Origin of the sequence: Saccharothrix sp. CCNWYY140 (assembly GCF_037401995.1) — a bacterium.
Classification (GTDB): domain Bacteria; phylum Actinomycetota; class Actinomycetes; order Mycobacteriales; family Pseudonocardiaceae; genus Actinosynnema.
Genome location: NZ_JBBEGC010000006.1, coordinates 35750 through 55587, shown reverse-complemented (window position 1 = coordinate 55587; position 19838 = coordinate 35750). Strand labels below are relative to the sequence as shown.

Annotated in this window: 15 protein-coding genes; 5 read left to right on the top strand and 10 right to left on the bottom strand. The window is 69.1% G+C overall.

The features are described from left to right. Positions 1–58: 58 nt before the first annotated feature. On the top strand, positions 59–754 hold the full coding sequence (locus tag WBN91_RS05490) for a lytic polysaccharide monooxygenase (protein ID WP_337725432.1): 696 nt from the start codon (positions 59–61) through the stop codon (positions 752–754). A gap of 168 nt (positions 755–922) precedes the next feature. On the opposite strand, the gene arfA is transcribed toward WBN91_RS05490, so the two are convergent. From arfA to WBN91_RS05465, 5 genes are all read right to left on the bottom strand, one after another. Further along, on the bottom strand, positions 923–2422 hold the full coding sequence (gene arfA / locus WBN91_RS05485; RefSeq protein ID WP_337725431.1) for an arabinosylfuranosidase ArfA: 1500 nt from the start codon (positions 2420–2422) through the stop codon (positions 923–925). 45 nt (positions 2423–2467) lie between these two features. Beyond that, positions 2468–3325 (bottom strand): carbohydrate ABC transporter permease, encoded by an 858-nt coding sequence (locus WBN91_RS05480; RefSeq protein ID WP_337725430.1) that lies wholly within the window; start codon positions 3323–3325, stop codon positions 2468–2470. Beyond that, positions 3322–4293: a carbohydrate ABC transporter permease gene (locus tag WBN91_RS05475; RefSeq protein ID WP_337725429.1), complete on the bottom strand. Its 972-nt coding sequence runs from the start codon at positions 4291–4293 to the stop codon at positions 3322–3324. Before WBN91_RS05475 ends, WBN91_RS05480 begins: the two co-directional genes overlap by 4 nt. A 92-nt stretch (positions 4294–4385) precedes the next feature. Continuing rightward, positions 4386–5681 carry an ABC transporter substrate-binding protein gene (locus WBN91_RS05470; protein WP_337725428.1) on the bottom strand — a complete coding sequence of 432 codons (1296 nt, stop codon included), beginning with the start codon at positions 5679–5681 and terminating at the stop codon, positions 4386–4388. Positions 5682–5775: 94 nt separating this feature from the next. Continuing rightward, complete coding sequence (locus WBN91_RS05465) at positions 5776–6768, bottom strand: LacI family DNA-binding transcriptional regulator (RefSeq protein WP_337725442.1); 993 nt, start codon at positions 6766–6768, stop codon at positions 5776–5778. Between the two features lie 272 nt (positions 6769–7040). Here WBN91_RS05465 and WBN91_RS05460 point away from each other — a divergent pair, with 272 nt between their 5' ends. From WBN91_RS05460 to WBN91_RS05445, 4 genes are all read left to right on the top strand, one after another. Further along, positions 7041–9836 carry a glycosyl hydrolase family 28 protein gene (locus WBN91_RS05460; RefSeq protein ID WP_337725427.1) on the top strand — a complete coding sequence of 932 codons (2796 nt, stop codon included), beginning with the start codon at positions 7041–7043 and terminating at the stop codon, positions 9834–9836. A 572-nt stretch (positions 9837–10408) separates the two neighbouring features. Next, complete coding sequence (locus WBN91_RS05455) at positions 10409–11473, top strand: cobalamin-independent methionine synthase II family protein (RefSeq protein ID WP_337725426.1); 1065 nt, start codon at positions 10409–10411, stop codon at positions 11471–11473. Between the two features lie 142 nt (positions 11474–11615). After that, entirely contained in the window at positions 11616–11747 is a 132-nt protein-coding gene (locus WBN91_RS05450; protein WP_337725425.1) for a DUF4436 family protein, read from the top strand. A 365-nt stretch (positions 11748–12112) separates the two neighbouring features. Continuing rightward, positions 12113–12253: a hypothetical protein gene (locus WBN91_RS05445; protein WP_337725424.1), complete on the top strand. Its 141-nt coding sequence runs from the start codon at positions 12113–12115 to the stop codon at positions 12251–12253. 246 nt (positions 12254–12499) lie between these two features. On the opposite strand, the gene WBN91_RS05440 is transcribed toward WBN91_RS05445, so the two are convergent. The 5 genes from WBN91_RS05440 to WBN91_RS05420 form a co-directional block, all read right to left on the bottom strand. Continuing rightward, positions 12500–13927, bottom strand: coding sequence for a glycoside hydrolase family 43 protein (locus WBN91_RS05440; RefSeq protein ID WP_337725423.1), 1428 nt, complete (start codon positions 13925–13927; stop codon positions 12500–12502). A gap of 29 nt (positions 13928–13956) precedes the next feature. After that, positions 13957–15387, bottom strand: a complete 1431-nt coding sequence (locus tag WBN91_RS05435) for a glycoside hydrolase family 43 protein (protein WP_337725421.1) — start codon at positions 15385–15387, stop codon at positions 13957–13959. 18 nt (positions 15388–15405) lie between these two features. Beyond that, entirely contained in the window at positions 15406–18144 is a 2739-nt protein-coding gene (locus WBN91_RS05430; RefSeq protein ID WP_337725420.1) for a beta-L-arabinofuranosidase domain-containing protein, read from the bottom strand. Positions 18145–18464: 320 nt separating this feature from the next. Beyond that, the gene (locus tag WBN91_RS05425; protein WP_337725419.1) at positions 18465–19034 is read right to left on the bottom strand and encodes an RICIN domain-containing protein; all 570 of its coding nucleotides are present in this window, start codon (positions 19032–19034) and stop codon (positions 18465–18467) included. A gap of 130 nt (positions 19035–19164) precedes the next feature. Beyond that, positions 19165–19833 carry a TetR/AcrR family transcriptional regulator gene (locus tag WBN91_RS05420; protein ID WP_337725418.1) on the bottom strand — a complete coding sequence of 223 codons (669 nt, stop codon included), beginning with the start codon at positions 19831–19833 and terminating at the stop codon, positions 19165–19167. Positions 19834–19838 lie beyond the last annotated feature (5 nt).

Below are 19838 nucleotides of genomic sequence, written 5' to 3'. Positions count from 1 at the left end.
GGGCCGACCGCCCGCACCACCTCCCCGTCCAGTCGCGTCCCCTACCAACGGAGGACCCATGCACACCACACCCCCGGCCTTTCGACGCCGGACGGCCCTGCACCTGGCGGTACTCGTGTCCGTCGTCGCGTCGCTGCTGACCTTCCAGCCGACCCGGGCGTCGGCCCACGGCACCGTGATCGACCCGCCGACCCGCAACTACGGCTGCGCGACCCGCTGGCACGGGCCGGACGCGCCGGGAATGCAGGAGCAGGATCCCATGTGCCACCTGGCGTGGCAGCAGAGCCCGGACGCCATGTGGAACTGGAACGCCCTGTACGGCAACAACCTCGGCGAAGACATCGAGCACGTCATCCCCAACGGCCAGATTTGCAGCGCCGGCCGCGCCGAGATGGGCCGCTACGGCCCGATGGACAACCCAGGCCCGTGGCACATGACCAAGGTGGGCAGCACCTTCACCGTCCACGTCCAGGACGTGGCCCGCCACGGCGCCGACTACCTGAAGATCTACATCACCAAGCAGCGCTTCGACCCCGTCCACTCGACGATCGGCTGGCACGACCTGGACTTCGTCAAGCAGACCGGCCGGTACCCGTCCCAGCACCGTCCTGCCGGCCGGTCCTCGACCACCCTGGATCTCCAGGACCGGCCAGTCCACCGCCCCCTCAAGCCGATCAAGAAACGCACCGCGGGCGCAGGGGCTCACCCGCGCGGCTGTCGAGTTGGTGGCGCAGCGTCCGGTTTGGGGCGCTGAAGCGCTCGACGTCGACCAGGACGATCGTGCGGTGAACCGGGCCACCACGATGACCTGCTTGCGGCGAACCCGTCTGCTCCAGCCATTGCCCGACGAACGCGGTCCGGTCTGGCGACAGCGACAGCGGACCGGACCGGACCGGACCGCGTTCGTCGGGCGGGCGGGTGTTCAGCCGAGTGCGATCGCCGACCACGACACCGGCGGCAGTTCGATGGTGAGCACGCCGTCGGAGAGGGTCGCGCTCGGGTTTGTTCGCGGGGTCACGCGGTTCGGGTCGGTCAGGGTGTTCTTCGCGTAGACGTCCGGGTCGGCGAGGGTGACCGCTTCCAGCAGGCGCGTGCGCCCCAGGCCGTGGAGGTCGATCGTGACCAGGGTGGGCTGCGACAGGTCGCGGTTGACGACGAAGACGGCCGACCGGTCCTCCTCGGCGGTCGCGATGGCGTCGATGACGGAGGCTTCGCCGTGGCGTGCCGTGGTGTACGTCGGGGCCTCGATCACGGGCCGGATGACCTCACCGGCGGCGAGCCGGCTGGTGATGGAGAAGGGGTAGAAGGTCGTCTGCCGCCAGGCCGGGCCGCCGGGTTCGGTCATGATCGGCGCGATGACGTTGACGAGCTGCGCCAGCGAGGCCGACGTGACGCGGTCGCTGTGCTTGAGCAGGGTCATCAGCAGGTTGCCGACCACGACGGCGTCGGCGGCGCTGTAGACGTTCTCCAACTGCCGCGGGGCGTGCGGCCACTCGGCGTCGGCGTCGGTGGCCTGCTCGTGGTCGAGGTAGTACCAGACGTTCCACTCGTCGAAGGAGATGTCGATCTGCTTAGACGACTGCTTCTCGGCTCCCACCTTGTCGGCGATCGCCACGACGGTGTCGATGAAGGAGTCCATCTCCAACGCCGAGGCGAGGAAGGAGCCCAGATCACCGTCGTGTTCCTGGAAGTACACGTGGAGGGAGATGTAGTCCACCCACTCGTAGCTGTGCTCCAGCACCGTGCGTTCCCAGTCGCCGAACGTCGGCATGCCGGGGTTGGAGGATCCGCACACGACGAGTTCGAGGTCCTTGTCGGCGGTCTTCATCGCGGCGGCGGTGCGGGCGGCGAGCTTGCCGTAGTCGTCCGCGCTCATGTGTCCGAGCTGCCACGGTCCGTCCATCTCGTTGCCCAGGCACCACATGCGCACGTTGTGCGGTTGCGGTGTGCCGTTGGCGATGCGCAGGTCCGACCACGCGGTGCCGGACGGGTGGTTGGCGTACTCCAGCAGGTCCAGCGCGGGCAGGATGCCGCGCGTGCCGAGGTTGACCGCCAGCATCAGCTCCGAGCCGGTGAGCCTGAGCCACGCCGCGAACTCGTCCAGGCCGACCTGGTTGGACTCCAGGGCGTGCCAGGCCAGGTCACGGCGCACCGGGCGCTGCTCGCGCGGGCCGATCGAGTCCTCCCAGCGGAAGCCGGAGACGAAGTTGCCGCCCGGGTAGCGGATCGTCGTGCTGCCCAGCTCGCGGACGAGGTCCACGACGTCCATGCGGAACCCGTCCTCGTTCGCGCTCGGGTGCCCCGGCTCGTAGATCCCGGTGTACACGCAGCGACCGAGGTGCTCGACGAACGAGCCGAAGGTGCGGCGCCGAACGGGAGCGATGACGGCCTGCCTGTCGAGACTGATGTGGGCGCGGTGCACTGCGATCGTCCTTTGCGGTCGGGGGAGGGGTGAGAGGTGAGCGAGCTACTTGACGGCGCCGGCGGTCAGGCCCTTGCGCCAGAACCGCTGGAGGCAGAGGAAGGCGACGATCAGGGGGATCAGCGACAGCAACGCCCCGGTGATCGGCACCAGCGCCGGCACGCCGTTGGCGAACTGCGCGCGCCACTGGACCAAGCCGACCGTGACCGGCAGTCGGGACGGGGTGTTCAGCATGAGCGAGGGCAGCAGGTAGTTGTTCCAGATGCTGACGAACTGGAACAGGAACACCGTCACCAGCGCCGGAGCCATCAGCGGCAGTGCGATCCCGAAGAACGTGCGCCGTTCGCCCGCACCGTCGAGCCGGGCGGCTTCCAGCAACTCGTCCGGGACGGAGGCCGCGGCGAAGATCCGGCACAGGTAGACGCCGAACGGGCTGACACAGCTGGGCAGCAGGACCGACCAGTAGGAGTCGGTGAAGTCGAGCTCGGCCATGAGCAGGAACAGCGGGAGGGCGAACATCGGCGCCGGGATGAGCACCGAGGCGAGGATGACGTTGAAGACGCTTTCCCTGCCGCGGAAGCGGAACTTGGACAGCGCGTAGCCGGCCATAGCGGACAGCAGGGTGCCGACGGTCGCGCCGGCGATGCTGTACAGCGCGCTGTTGGCGAGCCAGGTCGAGAAGACGCCACCGTCGAAGCCGAGCACGGTCTTGATGTTGGTGACCAGGTCGAAGTGCGAGAACCACAGCGCCTCGCCGGTGTAGAGGTAGCCCGAGCCCTTGGTGGCGGAGACGAACAACCACCACAACGGGATCAACGTGTACAGCGCCATCAGGCCCAGCACCGCGTTCACGACGACCTTGCTCGCGACCGCGGCGCCGCGACCGCCGTGGACCACGCTCATGCCATCGCCCCCTTGCGCTGGTTGTACTTCAGGAACGCGAACGACAGCGCAAGGGTGACCAGCGCCAGCACGACGGACTCGGCGGCGGCGAGGTTCTGGTTGCCCACGTCCATGCTCAGCGTGGTGTTCATGATCGGGGAGAACTTCGGCGAGACACCCGGAATGCGCGCGCCGACCAGCACCGCGGGCTCGGTGTAGAGCTGCGCCGTCCCGATGATGGAGAACACCGTGGTCAGCACCAGGGCGGGACGCACCAACGGGACCTTCACGTGCCACGCCAGGCGCCACCCGGTGCAGCCGTCCAGCTCGGCGGCTTCCAGCAGCTCGCCCGGGATCGTCTGCAACGCGGAGTAGATGATCAGCATGTTGTAGCCGGTCCAGCCCCACGTGAGCATGTTCCCGATCGAGAACGGGACCCACGACGGGGACAGGAAGTCGACGTCGATGCCGAGGCCGGACAGCGGCCCGGTGAACGGCGAGATGCTCTTCACCAGCAGGAAGGACCACATCACCGCGGCGATCGCGCCCGGCAGCGCGTAGGGCAGGAAGAACGTGAGGCGGAAGGTCTTGCGCAGCCGCGCCGAGCGGGAGTCCAGCAGCAACGCGAGCACCAGGGCCAGGCCGAGCATGACCGGCACCTGGACGCAGCCCAGCAGCGCGACCCGGACCATCGAGGCGATGAAGTCGTCGTCGGCCAGGGCGGCGGCGTAGTTGGACAGTCCGGTGAACTCCGTGGTCTGCGCACCACCGAACAGCCCGGCGCGCCGGACGGTGAAGAAGCTCTGGTAGATCGCGTAGCCGATCGGCGCGACCATCATGGTCAGGAACAGCACCGCGAACGGTGCCAGGAAACCGGACGCGATCAGCGCGGCGCGGCGGCCGGTCCGCCGGGGCCGACCGACCGGCGGGACGGGGGGAGTCGCCTGCCGCGGTGGTGGCGCGGTCCGGGTGGTGCTGGGACTGCTCATGGGGAACCTCGCTGGGCGCTGGTCATCGGGGCGGGTTCCCGCGGTGCCGGTCGCAGGCACCGCGGGAACCCAATCTGGCGGCTGGGAGCGAATCAGCCGCCGGTCACGGACAGTCCGAGCTGCTTGATCGCGGCGACTGTCGAGGCTTGGACCTTGGTGACGGCGTCCGGGAGGGTGCCCTGCCCCATAGCCTCGGTGAGGTCCGTTTCGACCTGCTGGTAGGTCGGTCCGTTGGTCCACGTGGCGGGTACCTGCGCGGCGGAGGTCTTGAACACCTCGCCGATCTTCTGGCCGCCGAAGTACGGGTCGCCCGCGGCGAGCAGGGGGTGCTCCTGCCCGGCGATCGACGCCGGGTAGAGGCCGCCTTCGACGGCGATGGTCACCGCCTTGGGGTCGGTGGCCAGGAACGTGGCGAACTGCGTCGCTTCACGGGGGTTGGCACAGCCGGCCATCACCGAGGTGGCCGAGCCTCCGTTGCTGGCGCTCTTGCCGTCGCCGGGGCTCCAGGTGGGCATCGGGGCGACCGCCCACTTGCCGGCCTGGCCCTTCAGATCGTCCTTCACACCACCGGAGGCCCAGGCCGCGTTGACGAACGACAGCACCTTGTCGGCTTCGGCGGCCTTGTTGAACTGCGGGTCCCAGGCGTTCCCGCCGACCAGCAGCAGGTCCTTGTCCTTCAGGTCCTGCCAGTAGGCGGCGACCTTGCGCGTGCCCGGGTTGTCGATGGAGACGGTCCAGGTGTCCCCGCTGGTCGAGTACCAGGACTGGCCGGTTTGCAGGCTGAAGGCCGCCAGGCCGTTGCCGTCGCCCAGCGTGGTGCCGAACTTCACGCTCGGGTCCGCCGCGTGGACCTTCTCGGCGTCGGCCCGGTATTCGTCCCAGGTGGCCGGGGGCGTGGTGATGCCGTACTTGGCGAACAGATCGGCGCGGTAGAACAGGACCATCGGGCCGATGTCCACCGGGACGCCGTAGATGCGGCCACCCACGCTCGCCGCCGAGACGGCCGACGGCGCGAACTTGGCCATGTCGGCGCTCGCGTACTCCGTGATGTCCGTGACGGCCTTCTTCACGAGCATCGACGGGATCACGTTGTACTCGATCTGGGCCAGGCAGGGACCTTTGCCCGCGGTGATCGCGTCGCTGATCTGGGTATAGCCCCCCTTGGCGCCCGACGGGACCTTCTTGAAGGTGACCTTGGCTTCGGGGTGGGCGGCGTTCCACTCCGCGGTGATCTTGTCGTAGGCGGGGGCCCAGCCCCACAGCTCCATGCTCACCGGGCCGGTGGCGGCGCTGTTCCCGCCGCTGCCGCAGGCGCCGAGCGTGGCTGTGAGGATCGCCGCGGCGGCGAACGCCGGCCACCTGCGAGTGCGTACGATGGTGCTGTCCACAGAGGAACCCTTCGTGACGGGGGACTTGCCGGATGACCGGTGGGCGGGCGGGCAAGGCCCACCCACCGGGCTGTGCTCGACGTGGCGAGGGGCGCTAGGTGGTCGCCCGCGGTGGTCCGCTGCTGTCCCGGACGGTCAGGGTCGGTCGCAGCAGCGAGATGACGTTGGTCGGCGGTCGGCCGGACTCGACGGCGCGCAGCAGCAGTTCGACGGCCTCCTGGGCCATCTCCCGCTTCGGGAAGGTGAGCGTGGTCAGCGCCGGTCGGATCCGGCCGACCTGGGCGATGTCGTCGAAGCCGACGACGCTGACGTCCTCGGGGACCCGCAGGCCCGACCGGACGACGGCCTCGACGGCACCGATGGCCAGGACGTCGTGGGTGGCGAAGATCGCCGTCAACCCCGGGTCCGCGTCCAACGCCGCGGTGGCCGCGGCGTACCCGCCGGCGACGTCGTCGCTCGTGCAGGCGAACACCGCGCGCTCGTCCCAGCCGCCCGTGGCGAACGCCCTGCGCAGTCCCGCCACCCGCGGTGTGTGCGCGGGGAGGTCGGCGACCACCGCCACGTCGCGGTGGCCCAACTCCCACAGGTGGCGCCCGGCCAGGTAACCGGCGTGCTCGTAGTCGATGGACACCACTGGGAGCGTGGTGGGCGGGTCCCCCTCCCAGGCGAACAGCGCCACCGGGAAGTTCGCCGCGGCGAGCAACGGCAACTGCTGTTCGACACCGCTGTCCCCCGCGACCAGCAGGGCGTCCACCGACCGCGCGGCGAGGTTCTCCAGGTGTTTGCGGGTGTAGTCGGGATCGTCGCGCGTCGTGGCCAGCAGGAGGTTGTACCCGCGGCCCACCAGGATGTTCTCCACCTCCTCGACGACCTCCGAGTAGAACGCGTTGGCCACCGACGGCACGAACAGCCCCACCGTGGACGTGGTGCCGGTGCGCAGTGAGCGGGCCACCAGGTTCGGCTTGTAGCCGAGTTGGGCGATCGCCGCGTTCACCTTCGCCAACGTCTCCGGCCGCACCTTCTTGCCGGAGACCACGTTGGAGACGGTCTGCTTGGTGACACCCGCCAGCGCGGCCACCTCCGCCATCGTGGCCACGGGACCTCCTGAACTTTTATCGATCCACAAAAGTGGCGTGAGCGTAGGGCGGCTTTTCGTCACCCGGCAAGACCGCGCCTCGCGGTCGTAATCCAGCCGTTACCTGATCTGTGAGTAGAACTCGCTGGTAGGGCAAGGGTGTGTCGCTTTCCCGAAGCGTGGGAACGTTGACGTTCCCGGAAGCGCGACAGTAACGTCCACCCACGGCAATCGCATGGATCGATCAATCTGCTCGAACGGTCTCGCTCCGAGGAGAGACAGGCATGATCCGACCTGCCGGCAACGAAGCCGACGCCCGATCCGTCCCAGCGCGACCCGGCTCCCGCGTGCTCCGCGTCATCGCGGCTGCCGCCGTCACGGCGGCGACCCTCGTGATCGCCGACGCGCCCGCACGGGCCGACTCCGCCGCCACGGTGCACACCTACGCACCGACAGGAGTGGGAGGCGGTACCACGACGTCCCCGGACGTCCCTTCCACGAAGTACCAGGTGCACGCGGAGGGCACCCCGGTCACCGCCGTGAAGTACACCCAGAACGGCCACAACTTCGACGTCGCGCGTTTCGCGTCCAGTTCGCGGACACCGACGATCACGGTCACGCTTCCCGGCACCACGATCACCACCGTGACCGTCCAGCCGACCCGCTACTACCCGCCCGGCAGCGTCTCGGTGAGCGCGGACAAGCACACGCTGACGTTCCGGATGTCGGCCGCCGCCCGGTTGAACCAGGTGATCGTCATGGTCAACGGCGATTCGACCAACGCCGCGGGCCAGCCCTACCTCGCGATCGTCAACGACCCGCTCGAAGACCCGTCACGGCGCCCGGACACCGCCGACGCCCCGGACGGTTCCGGCGTCAACCGGCAGACCGGTGTCCTCAACTTCCAGCAGTTCGCCACCCGGTGGCTCGCGGCGCACCCGAACAGCGCGACGCAGACGGCTCCGGCCGCGACGACGAGTTCCGTGGCAGGCAGGAACATGGGCGGCACCGCCATCCCCGCCGGGCAGCAGACTTCGGCCGGGAGTCTGGTGAGCGCGAGCAGCGTCAACGTGCGCTACCCGAAAGTGCGTGCGATGGCCGCCAACGACGTCACACACGCCCTCCAGGCCGCGCTCAAGACCATCAAGGACAACCCCACGCAGCTCGACACGCTCTACTTCCCGAACGGCACGTACCTGTGGTCCGGCCTGCTGGTCAACGGCATCGACGGCAGCAAGCTCAGGCGCGGCCGACTGAAGGTCTACACCGACGAAGGGGCCTTGCTGCGCAACCGCGTCCAGGCGTACATGGAGGCGTTCGAGCCGGCGATCGCCATCGTCGGCTCCAGCAACGTCGAGGTCGACGGCCGCGGCGTGTTCGACGGCAACGGTGTGGCGAACTACAACGCCGTCAACAGCGGTGACCTGCACGACGCCTACCGCAGTCAGCACCAGGGCGGAGTCATGGTCATGCACTCGTCGGACACCACGTTCAACGACACCTACGTGCGCAACGCGAAGCAGTGGAACTGGGAGACCCACACCGCCCGCAGGGTGACGTTCACCAACATCAAGGCCCTCACCCCGTACCGCCAGCCGTGGATCGACGGCACGGACTTCGCCAGCGGGCAGGACATCACCGCCAACGGCGTGTTCACCCTCGGCAACGACGACGCGTTCGCCTCCGGCCATTACAACCCCAGCAATGGATTCACCCCGCTCGCACCAGGGGTGTGGAACAACTTCAAGCTCGGCACCTCCAGCGCCGACGTCCAGGGCTACGCCAACGCGGTGGGCGCCTACGACGCCGTCACGGACCTGCTCGGCTTCGACGCCGACCACTGGGACGTCGACGACTCCCGCAACATCTCCGTCAGCAACACGCTGAACTGGTCCGTCGCCGCCGGCAACGCGATCCGCATCGGGTGGCAGACCAACGGGTACCGGCTCAGCAACTACACGTTCGACAACTTCAACTCCGTGTCGGCCGCGGTGGGCGGCATCTTCCTGATGAACAAGCCCAACACGTACCCGCGCATCCAGAACATCGTCGTGCGCGACAGTTCGATCGACACTTCCCGCTTCGCAACCGGGGCCATCACCCTGAACGGCGGCGACGGCAGCACCCAGACCGTCACCGCCGACCAGCAGGCCAACCACGGGTTCGCCCCCAACCCCGACGGGTCGGGCGCCGCCTACACCTACCCCAGGTCCCCGATCGACACCATCACCCTCGACGGCGTGTGGTTCTCCAAGCCGACCACCAACAACGCGCTGAACGGCATCACCAACGCCATGCTGAGGGACTTGCGCGTCGAGGGCCGGCTCGTCCAGTACACCAACCAGTTCCCGCTGACGACCCGCGCCGTCACCACCCTCACCACCACCTACACGGACGCGAACGGCCAGACCCAGAACGTCCAACCCGGCACCTTCACCAGCGGCGACACGTGGGTGGGCGCGTGGACGGGCGACCAGACCAGGAACACCTCCACCCACCTGACCCTGATCACCCGCAACACCGGCGTCGGCCTGATGGGCGAGCAGTACACCACGGGGTCCGGGGACGGAAAGCTCTCCTACCTCCAGTTCCCCCTCAGCGGCCTCACCAGGGCACCGAGCCGGGCGACACTCCACCTCACCTACATCGGCCACCGCTACGCCTCGGTCCCGGCCACCGACACCGACCGCCTGCTCGTGCAGCCCGTCGACGACACCACCTGCACCGGCGGCGGCACGTCCTGCCCGGTCGGCACGATGACCTGGCAGAACCGACCAACCTTCACCGCCACCACCTCCTCCGTCGCCACCTCGGCCACCTTCACCCTCGGTTCCACCGTCGTCCCCGAGGGCAGCGGCACCCACCAGGGCGACGCCATCGACGGCCGCAGGATCACCGTCGACATCACCTCCTTCGTCCAGAACGCCTACGCGGCCGGGAGGTCGACGCTCCTGCTGGCCCTCGGCGACACGGGCACCAACCACGAGCTGCGGTTCGTCAGCTCCGAAGGCGCGACCGGCCCCGGAAAACTCACCAACGCAACCGCCGACATGGCACCCGCACTGACATTCACCCCGTAGCCCACCGCGATCACCAGCACACCGTCCTCGGCGGAAGCCCGACCACAGGACGCCCCTTACCGGCCGGGCGTCCTGCGGTCGGGCTTCGTCCTCAGACCGTCTCCACCGCCTCGACCGCCGGCGTGACGCGGCGGCGGGCACGCAGTGCCACCACGACAAGTATTCGGGTACCGCTCGCACACATGCCCAGCCGATGATTCTTCTGTCGCTCGTCGTCTTTCACTCGTACGAGTACTTGTGCTCGTGACGGTGGGCGGGGCGGTTTCCGTGTCGGTACCGTCGCGGTCGGCGCCGAACTGGCCTGGGCGCTGAAGAACAGGGACGGGAGCCGTCGAGGTGCTGGGCTTGGGTCGGATCGTGACCGCGAGGGAGAGACGCACACGGCACGATCGGGTGCTGCCGTCGTGGGTCGGCTCGCTCGATTGACCCCGAAAGGCTCCGTCCCGGCGAGTCGCTCACCCGGCCCGGCACGTTCTTGAGAACCACTGTTCACGGCGGGGAACTCGGGGCCGGACTTGCCGCGTCCGCCCGGAATTCTCCGGCCCGAGTCCGTCTAGCTCCTGGAGGACAGCATGTCGATCCCGACCGAGCCGATCGGCAGTATCCCGCGCCCGCGGTATCTGCTGGACGCGATGGCGGACTTTGCCGCTGGGAGGGTCGATCAGCGCGAGTTGGACCGGCTGACCGACCAGGCGCTGTCGGAGACGATCGCGCGGCTGGAGGCCACGGGCTCGCCCGTGGTCACCGACGGCGAGCAGGCCAAGCCCAGCTTCGCCACCTACCCCCTGGCGGGTGTGGACGGGCTGGCCCCCGACGGTGTGGTCATCCCCTTCGCCGACGGGCACACCCGCCAACTGCCCAGGCTCACGGCAGGCCCCTTCCGCTACGGCACCTACGCGGTGTCCCACTACAACCGCGCCGCGAAGATCGCGCACCGCCCGGTCAAGCAGGCGGTGATCGCGCCGTCCGCGTTGAGCCTGCTCTACCCCGCCGAGGGCATCGCCGGGTACCCGCGGGAGGCGTTCCTCGCCGACCTGGTCGACGAGTCCGAGAAGGACATCCGGCAGTGCCTGGACGCCGGCGCGGCGTCGGTCCAGCTCGACTTCACCGAGGCTCGGCTGTCGCTCAAGCTGTCCCCGTCCAAGGAGTTGCTGCGCGAGTTCATCGCGTTGAACAACGAGGTGTTGAGCCGCTTCACCGCGCAGGAACGCGCCAGGATCGGCGTGCACACCTGCCCCGGCAGCGACCAGGACTCGGCGCACAGCCTGGATGTCGACTACACCGAACTGCTCCCCGATCTGCTCACGCTGCGCGCCGGGTCGTTCTACCTGCAACTGGCCAGCGAGGCCGAGCCCGCGGCGGCGTTGAAGGTCGTGCGGGACCACTCGGCCGAGGACCAGCGGATCTTCGTCGGCGTGATCGACCCCATCGACGCCCGGGTGGAGACCGCGGAGGAGGTGCGCGACCGGGTGTTGGAGGCGGCCGGCCACATCCCCGTCGAGCGCCTGGGGACGTGCGACGACTGCGGGTTCTCCCCGTTCGCCGACGACACGTCGACCTCGCGGGAGATCGCCTTCGCCAAGATCGAGGCCCGGGTACGCGGCACGCGGATGGCAGCCGAGCAGCTCGGTCTTTGACCAGGTTGATGTGCGTGCTGTTCATGCTCGTGGTGGTGACCGTCGGCATGATCGCCCGCGCGGTGTCGCTGCGGAAGGTCGGGTTCCCTACCCTGGCGTGGCTGGCCGCACTGCTGTTCGCCGTGCCCGGCATCCGCAATCCATGCCCAACACCCCGCCCGTGGGCACGCTCAGCGACTTCATCGTGTTCTTCTGGGCCCTGCTGATCACCACGGTGTGCATGGTCGTCGCCTCGATCGCCTGGCTGCGCAACGCCGACCGCGAAACCGACTGACCGACCACGACGAGACTTGGCACGGCATCGGGCGGGGAACTCGTGAGGGCACCCGTGTCGTGGCGGTGGCCGGGCTGCTCATCCACTTCGCCGGTCGGGCCGGATTGGCGCGGGCAGTGCGAGTCGTCGCGGGCGCCCGGTCCGGGCGCGGTGCGGACCGGTCCCAGAGCGCACCCAGCGCCGGCCCGCACCGCGCAACCAGACCGCCGTGGGCGCTGTCTGCTCAACGCACCGCGTCGAGCCTGGCCCACCGCTACCGCGGTCCCGCCGCTCCCGCACGCGGGAACAGCACCCCACGATTACCCACCACGACGGCCGGAACACACCTTCGACGGACGTCGCAGTACGAGCGAGGGTGGTCCAAGGTGACCGGCCTCGTCCCACCGGCCACCGACTCCCAAGTCTTCGACGGCAGGGTGCCCTGGTGCCTGCACCCCAACACCCGCGGACGCGACATCCAGGCCACCCACGTCGCCACCGCCATCCAGAACACCTTCAGCGCCTGACCACGCCCGCTCCCGGCGACGACGGGCACGGGACGACACCCCGCCGGTCAACCACGATCAGCGACCGGCGGGGTGCCGTCTACTCACCGCGGGGCGCCCACCATCGCCAACGCAGGCCGCCACCGTCCGTGTCGGGCCGCGGCACCCTCACCGACCGGTCGTGGGCGTCTCACTCACACGGTCTGTTTTCCCGCTGTCGACCGGCGGGACGCGGCATCGGCGGAACTCCTAGTGCTGGGCGTCGGGTCAGTTCGTCATGCGGAAGGTGGCGTCGGCGCGTCCGGTCGCGGTGGTGATCGGGTCGAGCCGCAATTGGTACGCGTAGTGGCGCAGGTACCGGTCGGGGTGGTTGTAGGACTGGAACGACGACGCGGCCGAGTCGGCGAGCCCCGCAACCTGCCGGAAGGTCGCGTCCGCGGCGAACTGGGCGGTGCCGTCGTTGTAGGCCAGCTGGAAGTCGTAGTTGTAGTGCCGCAGGAAGTAGCCGGGCATGTTCACCGACTCGAAGGAGACGGTGCCGGTGCCCGTCAGGCCGGGGCGCAGCCGGAACTGGGCGTCCTCGACGGGGGTGACGTCCGGGTCGATGCGCGCGTCGAGGTTGGTGTGCCGGACGTACCGGTCGGGGAAGTTGTACGACTGGAGCCGTTTGGCCGGGGTGTTGGGCCAGCGGGCGAGCACCCGGCTGTCCTCGGCGGCCGTGAGCGCGGTGATCGCGCCGTGGCGCTTCGGGGTGCCGCCCATGTCGTAGCTGGTAGCAGGCTGGAGCCGGTAGGTGCCGACGTCGAACGGGTTGGTGGTCAGGATCGGTCGGTACTCGCGCACGCCGTTGGAGGCGAGGTGGTCGATGTAGAGCGCCCATTCGTTGCGGTCGCGGAACTTCATCCACACCGGGCCTTCGACCACGTGGCCGGTGAGGCCGATGCTGGAGAGGGTGCCCAGGGTGGTCCACGTTCCCAGGATCGAGTTGCTGCCCTCGACCGTGTTCTGGTTGTCGCCGGAGACCCGCACGTAGCGGTAGGGGCCGACGCCGGTGGGCACCTCGGTCATCTGGGTGTCGACGACCGGTGTGGTGCCGGGCGGGTCGATCCAGACCTGCGGGGTGGTGATGGTGCGGAAGTCCTTGGTGCGGGCCGCGTAGATGCGGTACTTGAACACCCCGTTCAGCGTGGCGTTGGTCGCCCAGTACAGGACGTAGTCGCCGGTCTCGGGGTTCCAGATCGCTTCCGGCGCCCACGCGTTGCGCCCGCCGGGGATCGCGCCGGCGACGTTGACCAGCCACGGCTGCGACCAGGTGACCAGGTCCGTCGACTCCCACACCACGAAACTGGGGCTGCCGTTGGTGTACGTGGAGCCGCAGCGGATGCACAGGTCGGTGGCGATGATCCAGTACTTGCTCCCGTCGGGGGAGCGCACCAGCGCGGGGTCGCGCACCCCCTTCGTGCCGATGGGGGAGTGCAGGACCGGCGCTCCGCCGTTGAGGTCGTTCCAGCGCAGGCCGTCCGCGCTGTGCGCGAGGTACAACCGTTGCCCGGTAGCGGAATCACCGGTGAAGTGCACCATCAGGTAGCCCGGGTCGGCGGCGGCGGCCCGCTGTGGTGCGACCAGGGCTTGACCCGTGACGAGGAGGCACACGGCGAGCACCATCGCCGACAGCCGGGCGTGCAGGGCGGACATGGACATCTCCTGTGGTTGTACGAGCCGGGTCAGTTGGTCACGCGGAAGGTGGCATCGGCGCGCCCGGTCGCGGTGGTGATCGGGTCGAGCCGCAACTGGTACGCGTAGTGGCGCACATACCGGTCGGGATGGTTGTAGGACTGGAACGAAGACGCGGTCGCGTCGGCGAGCCCGGCGACCTGCCGGAAGGTGGTGTCAGCCTTGAAGGTCGCGGTGCCGTCGTCCGGTGCGAGGACGAAGTCGTAGTTGCGGTGCCGCAGGTAGTAGCCGGGGTAGTTGACCGACTGGAACGACACCGTGCCCGTGCCCGCCAAGCCCGGCACCAGGCGGAACTGCCCGTCCTGAGCGGGACTGACGTTCGGGTCGATGCGCACGTCGAAGTTGGCGTGCCGGACGTACCGGTCCGGGAAGTTGTACGACTGGAGCCGCCGCGCCGGGGTGTTCGGCCAGCGCGCGAGCACACGACCCTCTTCCGCGGCGGTCAGGGCGAGGACGGAGCCGTGACGCTTCCTCGTGGTGCCGAGGCTGTAGTCGGTGGTCCTGCGGAAGTTCTGCGTGCTGCTCAGGTCGGTGGAGGTGACGGGCGAGTAGCCGGTGCCGCCGGGGTTGTCCAGCCACAGCGCCCACTCCGCGCGATCGTTGAACCGCATCCACATCGGACCCTCGACCTCCCTGGGGGTGAGGCCCAGGTGGGACAGGTCGCCGATCCTGGTCCAGGAGCCGAGGATCGAGTTGCTGCCTTCGATGGTGATCTGGCTGTCCTTGGACGCCCGGTAGTAGCGGTAGCCGCCGGCGGCCGAGGATTCGATGATCTGGGTGTCGATGATGTGCTGGGTCCCCGGGCGGTCGATGTAGACCTGCGGGGTGCTGATGGTGCGGAAGTCCCTGGTGCGCGCGTAGTGGATGCGTTGTTTGCGGATGCCGTTGATGGTGGAGTTGGTGGCCCAGTAGAGGACGAAGTCGCCGGAAGCCGGGTCGTAGATCGCTTCGGGCGCCCAGGCGTTGCCCGCGCCCGGGATGGCGCTCGCGACGTCCAGCAGCCGCGGGGCCGACCAGGTGACCAGGTCGGTGGACTCCCACACGACCAGCGACTTGCTGCCGTTGTCGGCCACCTGGCCCCACGACCTGCCGCTGCCGCCAAAGCGCAGGTCGGTGGCGAGAATCCAGTACCGGTCACCGGTGGCCGAGCGGACGAGCGCGGGGTCGCGCACCCCGCGCTCGCCGACGGTGGACAGCAGCACGGGCGCGCCGTTGTTCAGCTCGGTCCAGTGCAGGCCATCCCGGCTGTGGGTGAAGTAGATCTGCTCGCCGGTCGGGTGCTCGCCGGTGAAGTGCGCCATGAGGTAGCCGGTGAACGGCTCCAGCGCCTCGGCCCTGCGGTCGGTCGTGACCGACCAGCAGGTGAACAGCAGGGCCACGGCGGCGACCAGCGCGCCGACCCTCGTCAGTGCTCGTGACACGTGCGATCTCCCAAGGGGTTAGACGAAACGCCAGAGGTGGTCGTTGGTGCCGTTGTCGTCCCAGATGATCACTTGCGCGCCGCGCGAGGTGGAGGCGCCGTTGACGCCGAGCACCCGGCCGCCGTTGGCGCACTGGATGCGGAAGTAGCCGCCCGATCCGTAGCGCAGGCGCCACTTGTGGTCGGCCGTGCCGTTGTCGTCCCACTGGACGACCCGGGCACCGTTGCCGGTCGCCTCGCCCTCGACGCCGAGGACCTTGCCGCTGTTGGTGTTGCGCAGGCGGAAGTAGCCGTCTGGGTCGAGCAGGGCGGTCCACAGGTGGTCCGCGGTGCCGTTGTCGTCCCACTGGATCACCAGGCCCCCGTTCACGGTGGACATGTTCTGCACACCGAGGAGCAGGCCGCTGCGGAGGTTCTGGATGCGATGCGCACCGGTCGGGACGAACCGCCAGTTGTTGTCCGCGCTGCCGTTGTCCGGGTCCTGGACGGCCTGTGCGCCGCGCGCGGTGGACCCGTTGAGGATGCCCAGCAGCTTGGAACTGTTGGCGTTGCGGATCTTGTGCGTGCCGTCGCCGTTGTCGACGATCGTCCACCGGTGGTCTTCGGTGCCGTTGTCGGCCCATTGCAGCACCCGGGCGTTGTCCGCTGTGGACATCTTGTCCACGCCCAAGACCTTGTTGCTGTTGAGGTTGCGCAGCCGGACTGCGGTGCCGTCGGGCACCAGCTGCCAGTTGTGGTCCGCTGTTCCCGTGTCACCCCACTGCAACGCCAGTCCGCCGTCGGCCGTGGACATGTTCTGGATGCCGAGGACCATGCCGCTGGACGCGTTGAACAGGCGGTAGCCCGAGTTGGTGCCGGCCCCGATGTTCCAGTAGACGGTGTAGTTGTGCCCGTGGGCGTCGTAGAACGGCCCGAGGTTGACGGCCGCACCATCGGCGGTGGCGGTGAACGCCAGCGACGTGGAACTGGTGCGGGTGACCGAAGTGGCGTCGAGGGCCGGCAGGGTGCTGAAGACCGTGTCGCCGTAGTTGCCGGACAGCACGACCGGGCCGTAGGTCACCGCGGCGACGTTGGCGTTGTCGTTGGCGGGCTGGACGACGACCCGCATCGGCAGGCGCACGGTGACGGTGTCGCCCGAGGCCCACGTCCGGGTCAGGCTCGCGTAGGTGCCCGGTGTGGTGGCCACGTTCTGCGCGGCGCCGTTGACGCTGATGGTCGCGCCGCTGGTCCAGGACGGGATGCGCAGGCGCATCGTCCACGACCCGGCGGCGTCACCGGTCACGGTCAGCGTGGACGTGTCGCCGACCGGGAAGTTCGTGGCCTGGGTGACGGTGATGCCGCGCTGCGACCACGTGAGCGTGGACGGCGTGTAGAGGTTGACGGTCAGCGTTGTGCCGCTGTGGAAGTAGATCGAGTCGGCCAGGCGTGTGTTGACCTCCAGCGCGGTGCCCTGGCAGCACCAGAACGTGCCGTAGTCGGTGCTGAAGCTGCCACCGCCCACCGCCGGACCGGTCACACCCCTGCGTCCGCCCGGGTTGAGCGCGGTGAAGTAGCAGACGTGGCCGTGGTCGCTCGCCGGGTCCTGCTGGCCGAGCAGGTGGTTGAGCAGGGCGCGCTCGTAGAAGTCGAAGTAGGCCGCCCGGTCGGGGTCCAGCAGCCACAGCTCCCGGGTCAGCTTGAGCATGTTGTAGGTGTTGCACGCCTCGCACGCGTCGGTCCGCAGGTAGGAGGCGATGGCGTTCGGGCCGCGGAAGTGCTCGGCCTGGCTGTTGCCGCCGATCGCGTAGGTGTGCGCGGCGACCGTGATGTCCCAGGCGTTGGACGCGATGTCCCGGTAGCGGGTGGTGCCGGTGGCCTTGTACTCCCGGGCCGCCCCGATCCACTTCGGCACCTGGGTGTTGGCGTGCAACCCGTTGAGCCGGTCCTGGTTGGCCGCCAACGGGTCGAACACCACGGCGTGGTCGAACCGCTGCGCCACGGCCAGCCACCGGGCGTCGCCCGTCTGCTGGTACAGGTCGGTGAGCACGGCGTTCATGCCGCCGAACTCCGTCTGGAGCGTGGCCTGCATCTGGGCGGTGGTCAACCGGGCCGTGCGCCAGTCCACCCACCCCGCGAACCGCAGCAGCACGTCACGCGCCTGCGTGTTCCCGATGTAGCACCACACGTCCAGCAGGCCGGCCAGGGTCTTGTGCACGGTGTAGTACGGCACACCCCTTGGCCTGCCCGCCTCCAGCAGGTCGAAGTCCGATTCCGGCAGCCCGGACAGGTACCCGGTGGTGAAGCCCGCGGCGGCGTTGTTGTCCTGGCACTTGGCCAACTCCGCCACCATCTGGTTGGCCTTGTCCCGGCACGTCGTGTCGCCGAGCACCGCCCAGGCGTTGGCCCACGCGCTGAGGAAGTGGCCCTGGCTGTGGCTGCGGAACGCGAAGTTCGGCGCCTCCCAGCCGCCGCACGCCGCCGCACCGCCGGTGGAGAGCCCGTGGTTGGCGCGGAAGTTGTAGAGCAGCCGGTCGACGTCGATGAACCGGAGGTAGGCCAACGTCCGGTTCTGGTTGTCCTGCAACCGGCTCGCCGTCAGCCGCACCTGGCCGAGGTCGAACGGGAACGCCGAGACGCCGAGGTCCGCGCGGACCGGCGGCACCACCGCGGCCCCGGCGACGGGGGTCAGCGAGGGGATCAGGGCAGGTGCGGCGGTCGCGAGGGTGGCGACCCCCGCGGCCCGCAGCAGCCCGCGGCGGTTCAGGGCTGAGGATGACATGGTGCTCCCTGGATCGGCTGCCGCCGCTGCTTCGAACAGCCTCGGCACACCGGTGTGCTCGACAAGGTGAAGTGATCGACGGACGTCCGTGTCGATCGGTGTGGCGGACCGGGCCGACGCCGGCGTTTCCGGTCGTCAGTACGCGGACACCGCGTCGGTACGACGACACGGCGTCGGTCGGCCAGGTCTCGGTGCGGCGGCCCGGCGCATGGCGCGGTGGGGGTATCGCATCGTCGACAACCTCTCCATCGGGGTCGCACGCGGTCCGAGACCGGGGCTTGGACAGATGTTAGCGTTAACAATTTGCCTTGCGGTTCAGGTCACTGTCCAAGCTCGGTATGGGCTATAGGAAACAACGGTGTCGAGGTGTTGTCAACGGCCTGTTTCGCCGACTTTGCGTCTGAATCGCGCCAGTTGCTGTGAGCGCTAACAGGCCCTGGTAGTTCCCTCGAGCCACCCGGACGACCTGCCACTGCCGACTGTTGGCACCCGTGTCGGTGGCCTGGACGATCCGCGCGCCCCACCGCCGTGGACGAGCCGGACACCGCCGTGGACGAGCCGGACACCGCGAGGACCTTGCCGCTGTTGACGTTGCGCAGCCCGCTGTACCCGTTCCCCGCGTCGATCAGCTGCCGGCGCTGGTCGGGCCGGTCGAGGTCGGCCCATTGCACCACCTGCGCGTTGTCCGCTGTGGACGCGTCGAGCACGTCGACCAGCTTGGCGCTCTTGCAGGTGGAGATCTCGAACGCGCCGCCCACGGCCTCGAGCCTCCAGTGCTGGTTGTCGGCGTTGCCGTACGTGTACTGGATGAGGTTCGCACGATCCGAAGTGGATCCGGACATCACGTCCACCGCCCGTTGACCGTGTACTCGGATAGCCGTCGAGACCACGGACCGGTCGACGCGGGCGAAGCCGACCTGCCGGAAACGGGGGAGAGGGGCGTCGGTGAGGCCACTCTTCTGCTCATCGCACGGCGCCCTGCGCGCTGCGCGATGCCCGTGTTGATGCGGCGGGCGCGGCTTACCGTTCCTCCTCGGTCTTCGGCGTGATCAGCGCCGCGAACAGGCGCGGCAGGACTTCGGTGATGTAGCGGTCGTCGGCTTCGGCGGGCGTCTGGTCCAGGAGCGCGCGTTCGAGCATCGTCTCGTAGAGGGTGATGATGGTGAGGACCGCGTGGCGCGGCTCGACCGCCAGTCGCATGTCGAGTCGGTCGAGCATGCGCAGCAGGATCGTGGCCGGCGCGTCGTGGAACACCCGCTCGGCGGCGGCGGTCGGACCGCGCAACTCGGGCTGCCGCAGCGCCTGCGCCCGGAACTCGATGTTGAGCAGGTACCACGTCTCGTCCGCGGTCAGCGAGTCCATGAACAGCCGCCCCGCCTCCTGGAGCACCCGCGTCGTCGTGCTGTCGTCGTCGGGGTCGATGGCGTCCAGCGCCTTGTCCACGGCCGCACCCAACCGCTCGGCGCGGTGCTGCATCTGCACCTTGTGGACGGCGAGGAACAGCTCCTCCTTGCTGGCGAAGTTCGAGTAGAACGCGCCCCGCGTGAACCCCGCGCGGTCGCAGATCAGCTCGACCGGGGCATCGCGGATGCCCATCTCGGCGAAGACCGCGTACGCGGCCTCGACCAGCCGTCGCCTCGTCTCGGCCCGTCGGCGCGTTATCCACGGTTCGACACTCTCCGTGGCCATCGATT

Bases quoted from the DNA above. Each gene is read 5' to 3' on its own strand.
- WBN91_RS05480 (WP_337725430.1), bottom strand. From the start codon at position 3,325: ATGAGCGTGGTCCACGGCGGTCGCGGCGCCGCGGTCGCGAGCAAGGTC.
- WBN91_RS05430 (WP_337725420.1), bottom strand. From the start codon at position 18,144: ATGTCATCCTCAGCCCTGAACCGCCGCGGGCTGCTGCGGGCCGCGGGG.
- WBN91_RS05490 (WP_337725432.1), top strand. From the start codon at position 59: ATGCACACCACACCCCCGGCCTTTCGACGCCGGACGGCCCTGCACCTG.
- WBN91_RS05440 (WP_337725423.1), bottom strand. From the start codon at position 13,927: ATGTCCGCCCTGCACGCCCGGCTGTCGGCGATGGTGCTCGCCGTGTGC.
- WBN91_RS05465 (WP_337725442.1), bottom strand. From the start codon at position 6,768: ATGGCGGAGGTGGCCGCGCTGGCGGGTGTCACCAAGCAGACCGTCTCC.
- WBN91_RS05420 (WP_337725418.1), bottom strand. From the start codon at position 19,833: ATGGCCACGGAGAGTGTCGAACCGTGGATAACGCGCCGACGGGCCGAG.
- WBN91_RS05450 (WP_337725425.1), top strand. From the start codon at position 11,616: ATGCCCAACACCCCGCCCGTGGGCACGCTCAGCGACTTCATCGTGTTC.
- WBN91_RS05455 (WP_337725426.1), top strand. From the start codon at position 10,409: ATGTCGATCCCGACCGAGCCGATCGGCAGTATCCCGCGCCCGCGGTAT.
- WBN91_RS05475 (WP_337725429.1), bottom strand. From the start codon at position 4,293: ATGAGCAGTCCCAGCACCACCCGGACCGCGCCACCACCGCGGCAGGCG.
- WBN91_RS05460 (WP_337725427.1), top strand. From the start codon at position 7,041: ATGATCCGACCTGCCGGCAACGAAGCCGACGCCCGATCCGTCCCAGCG.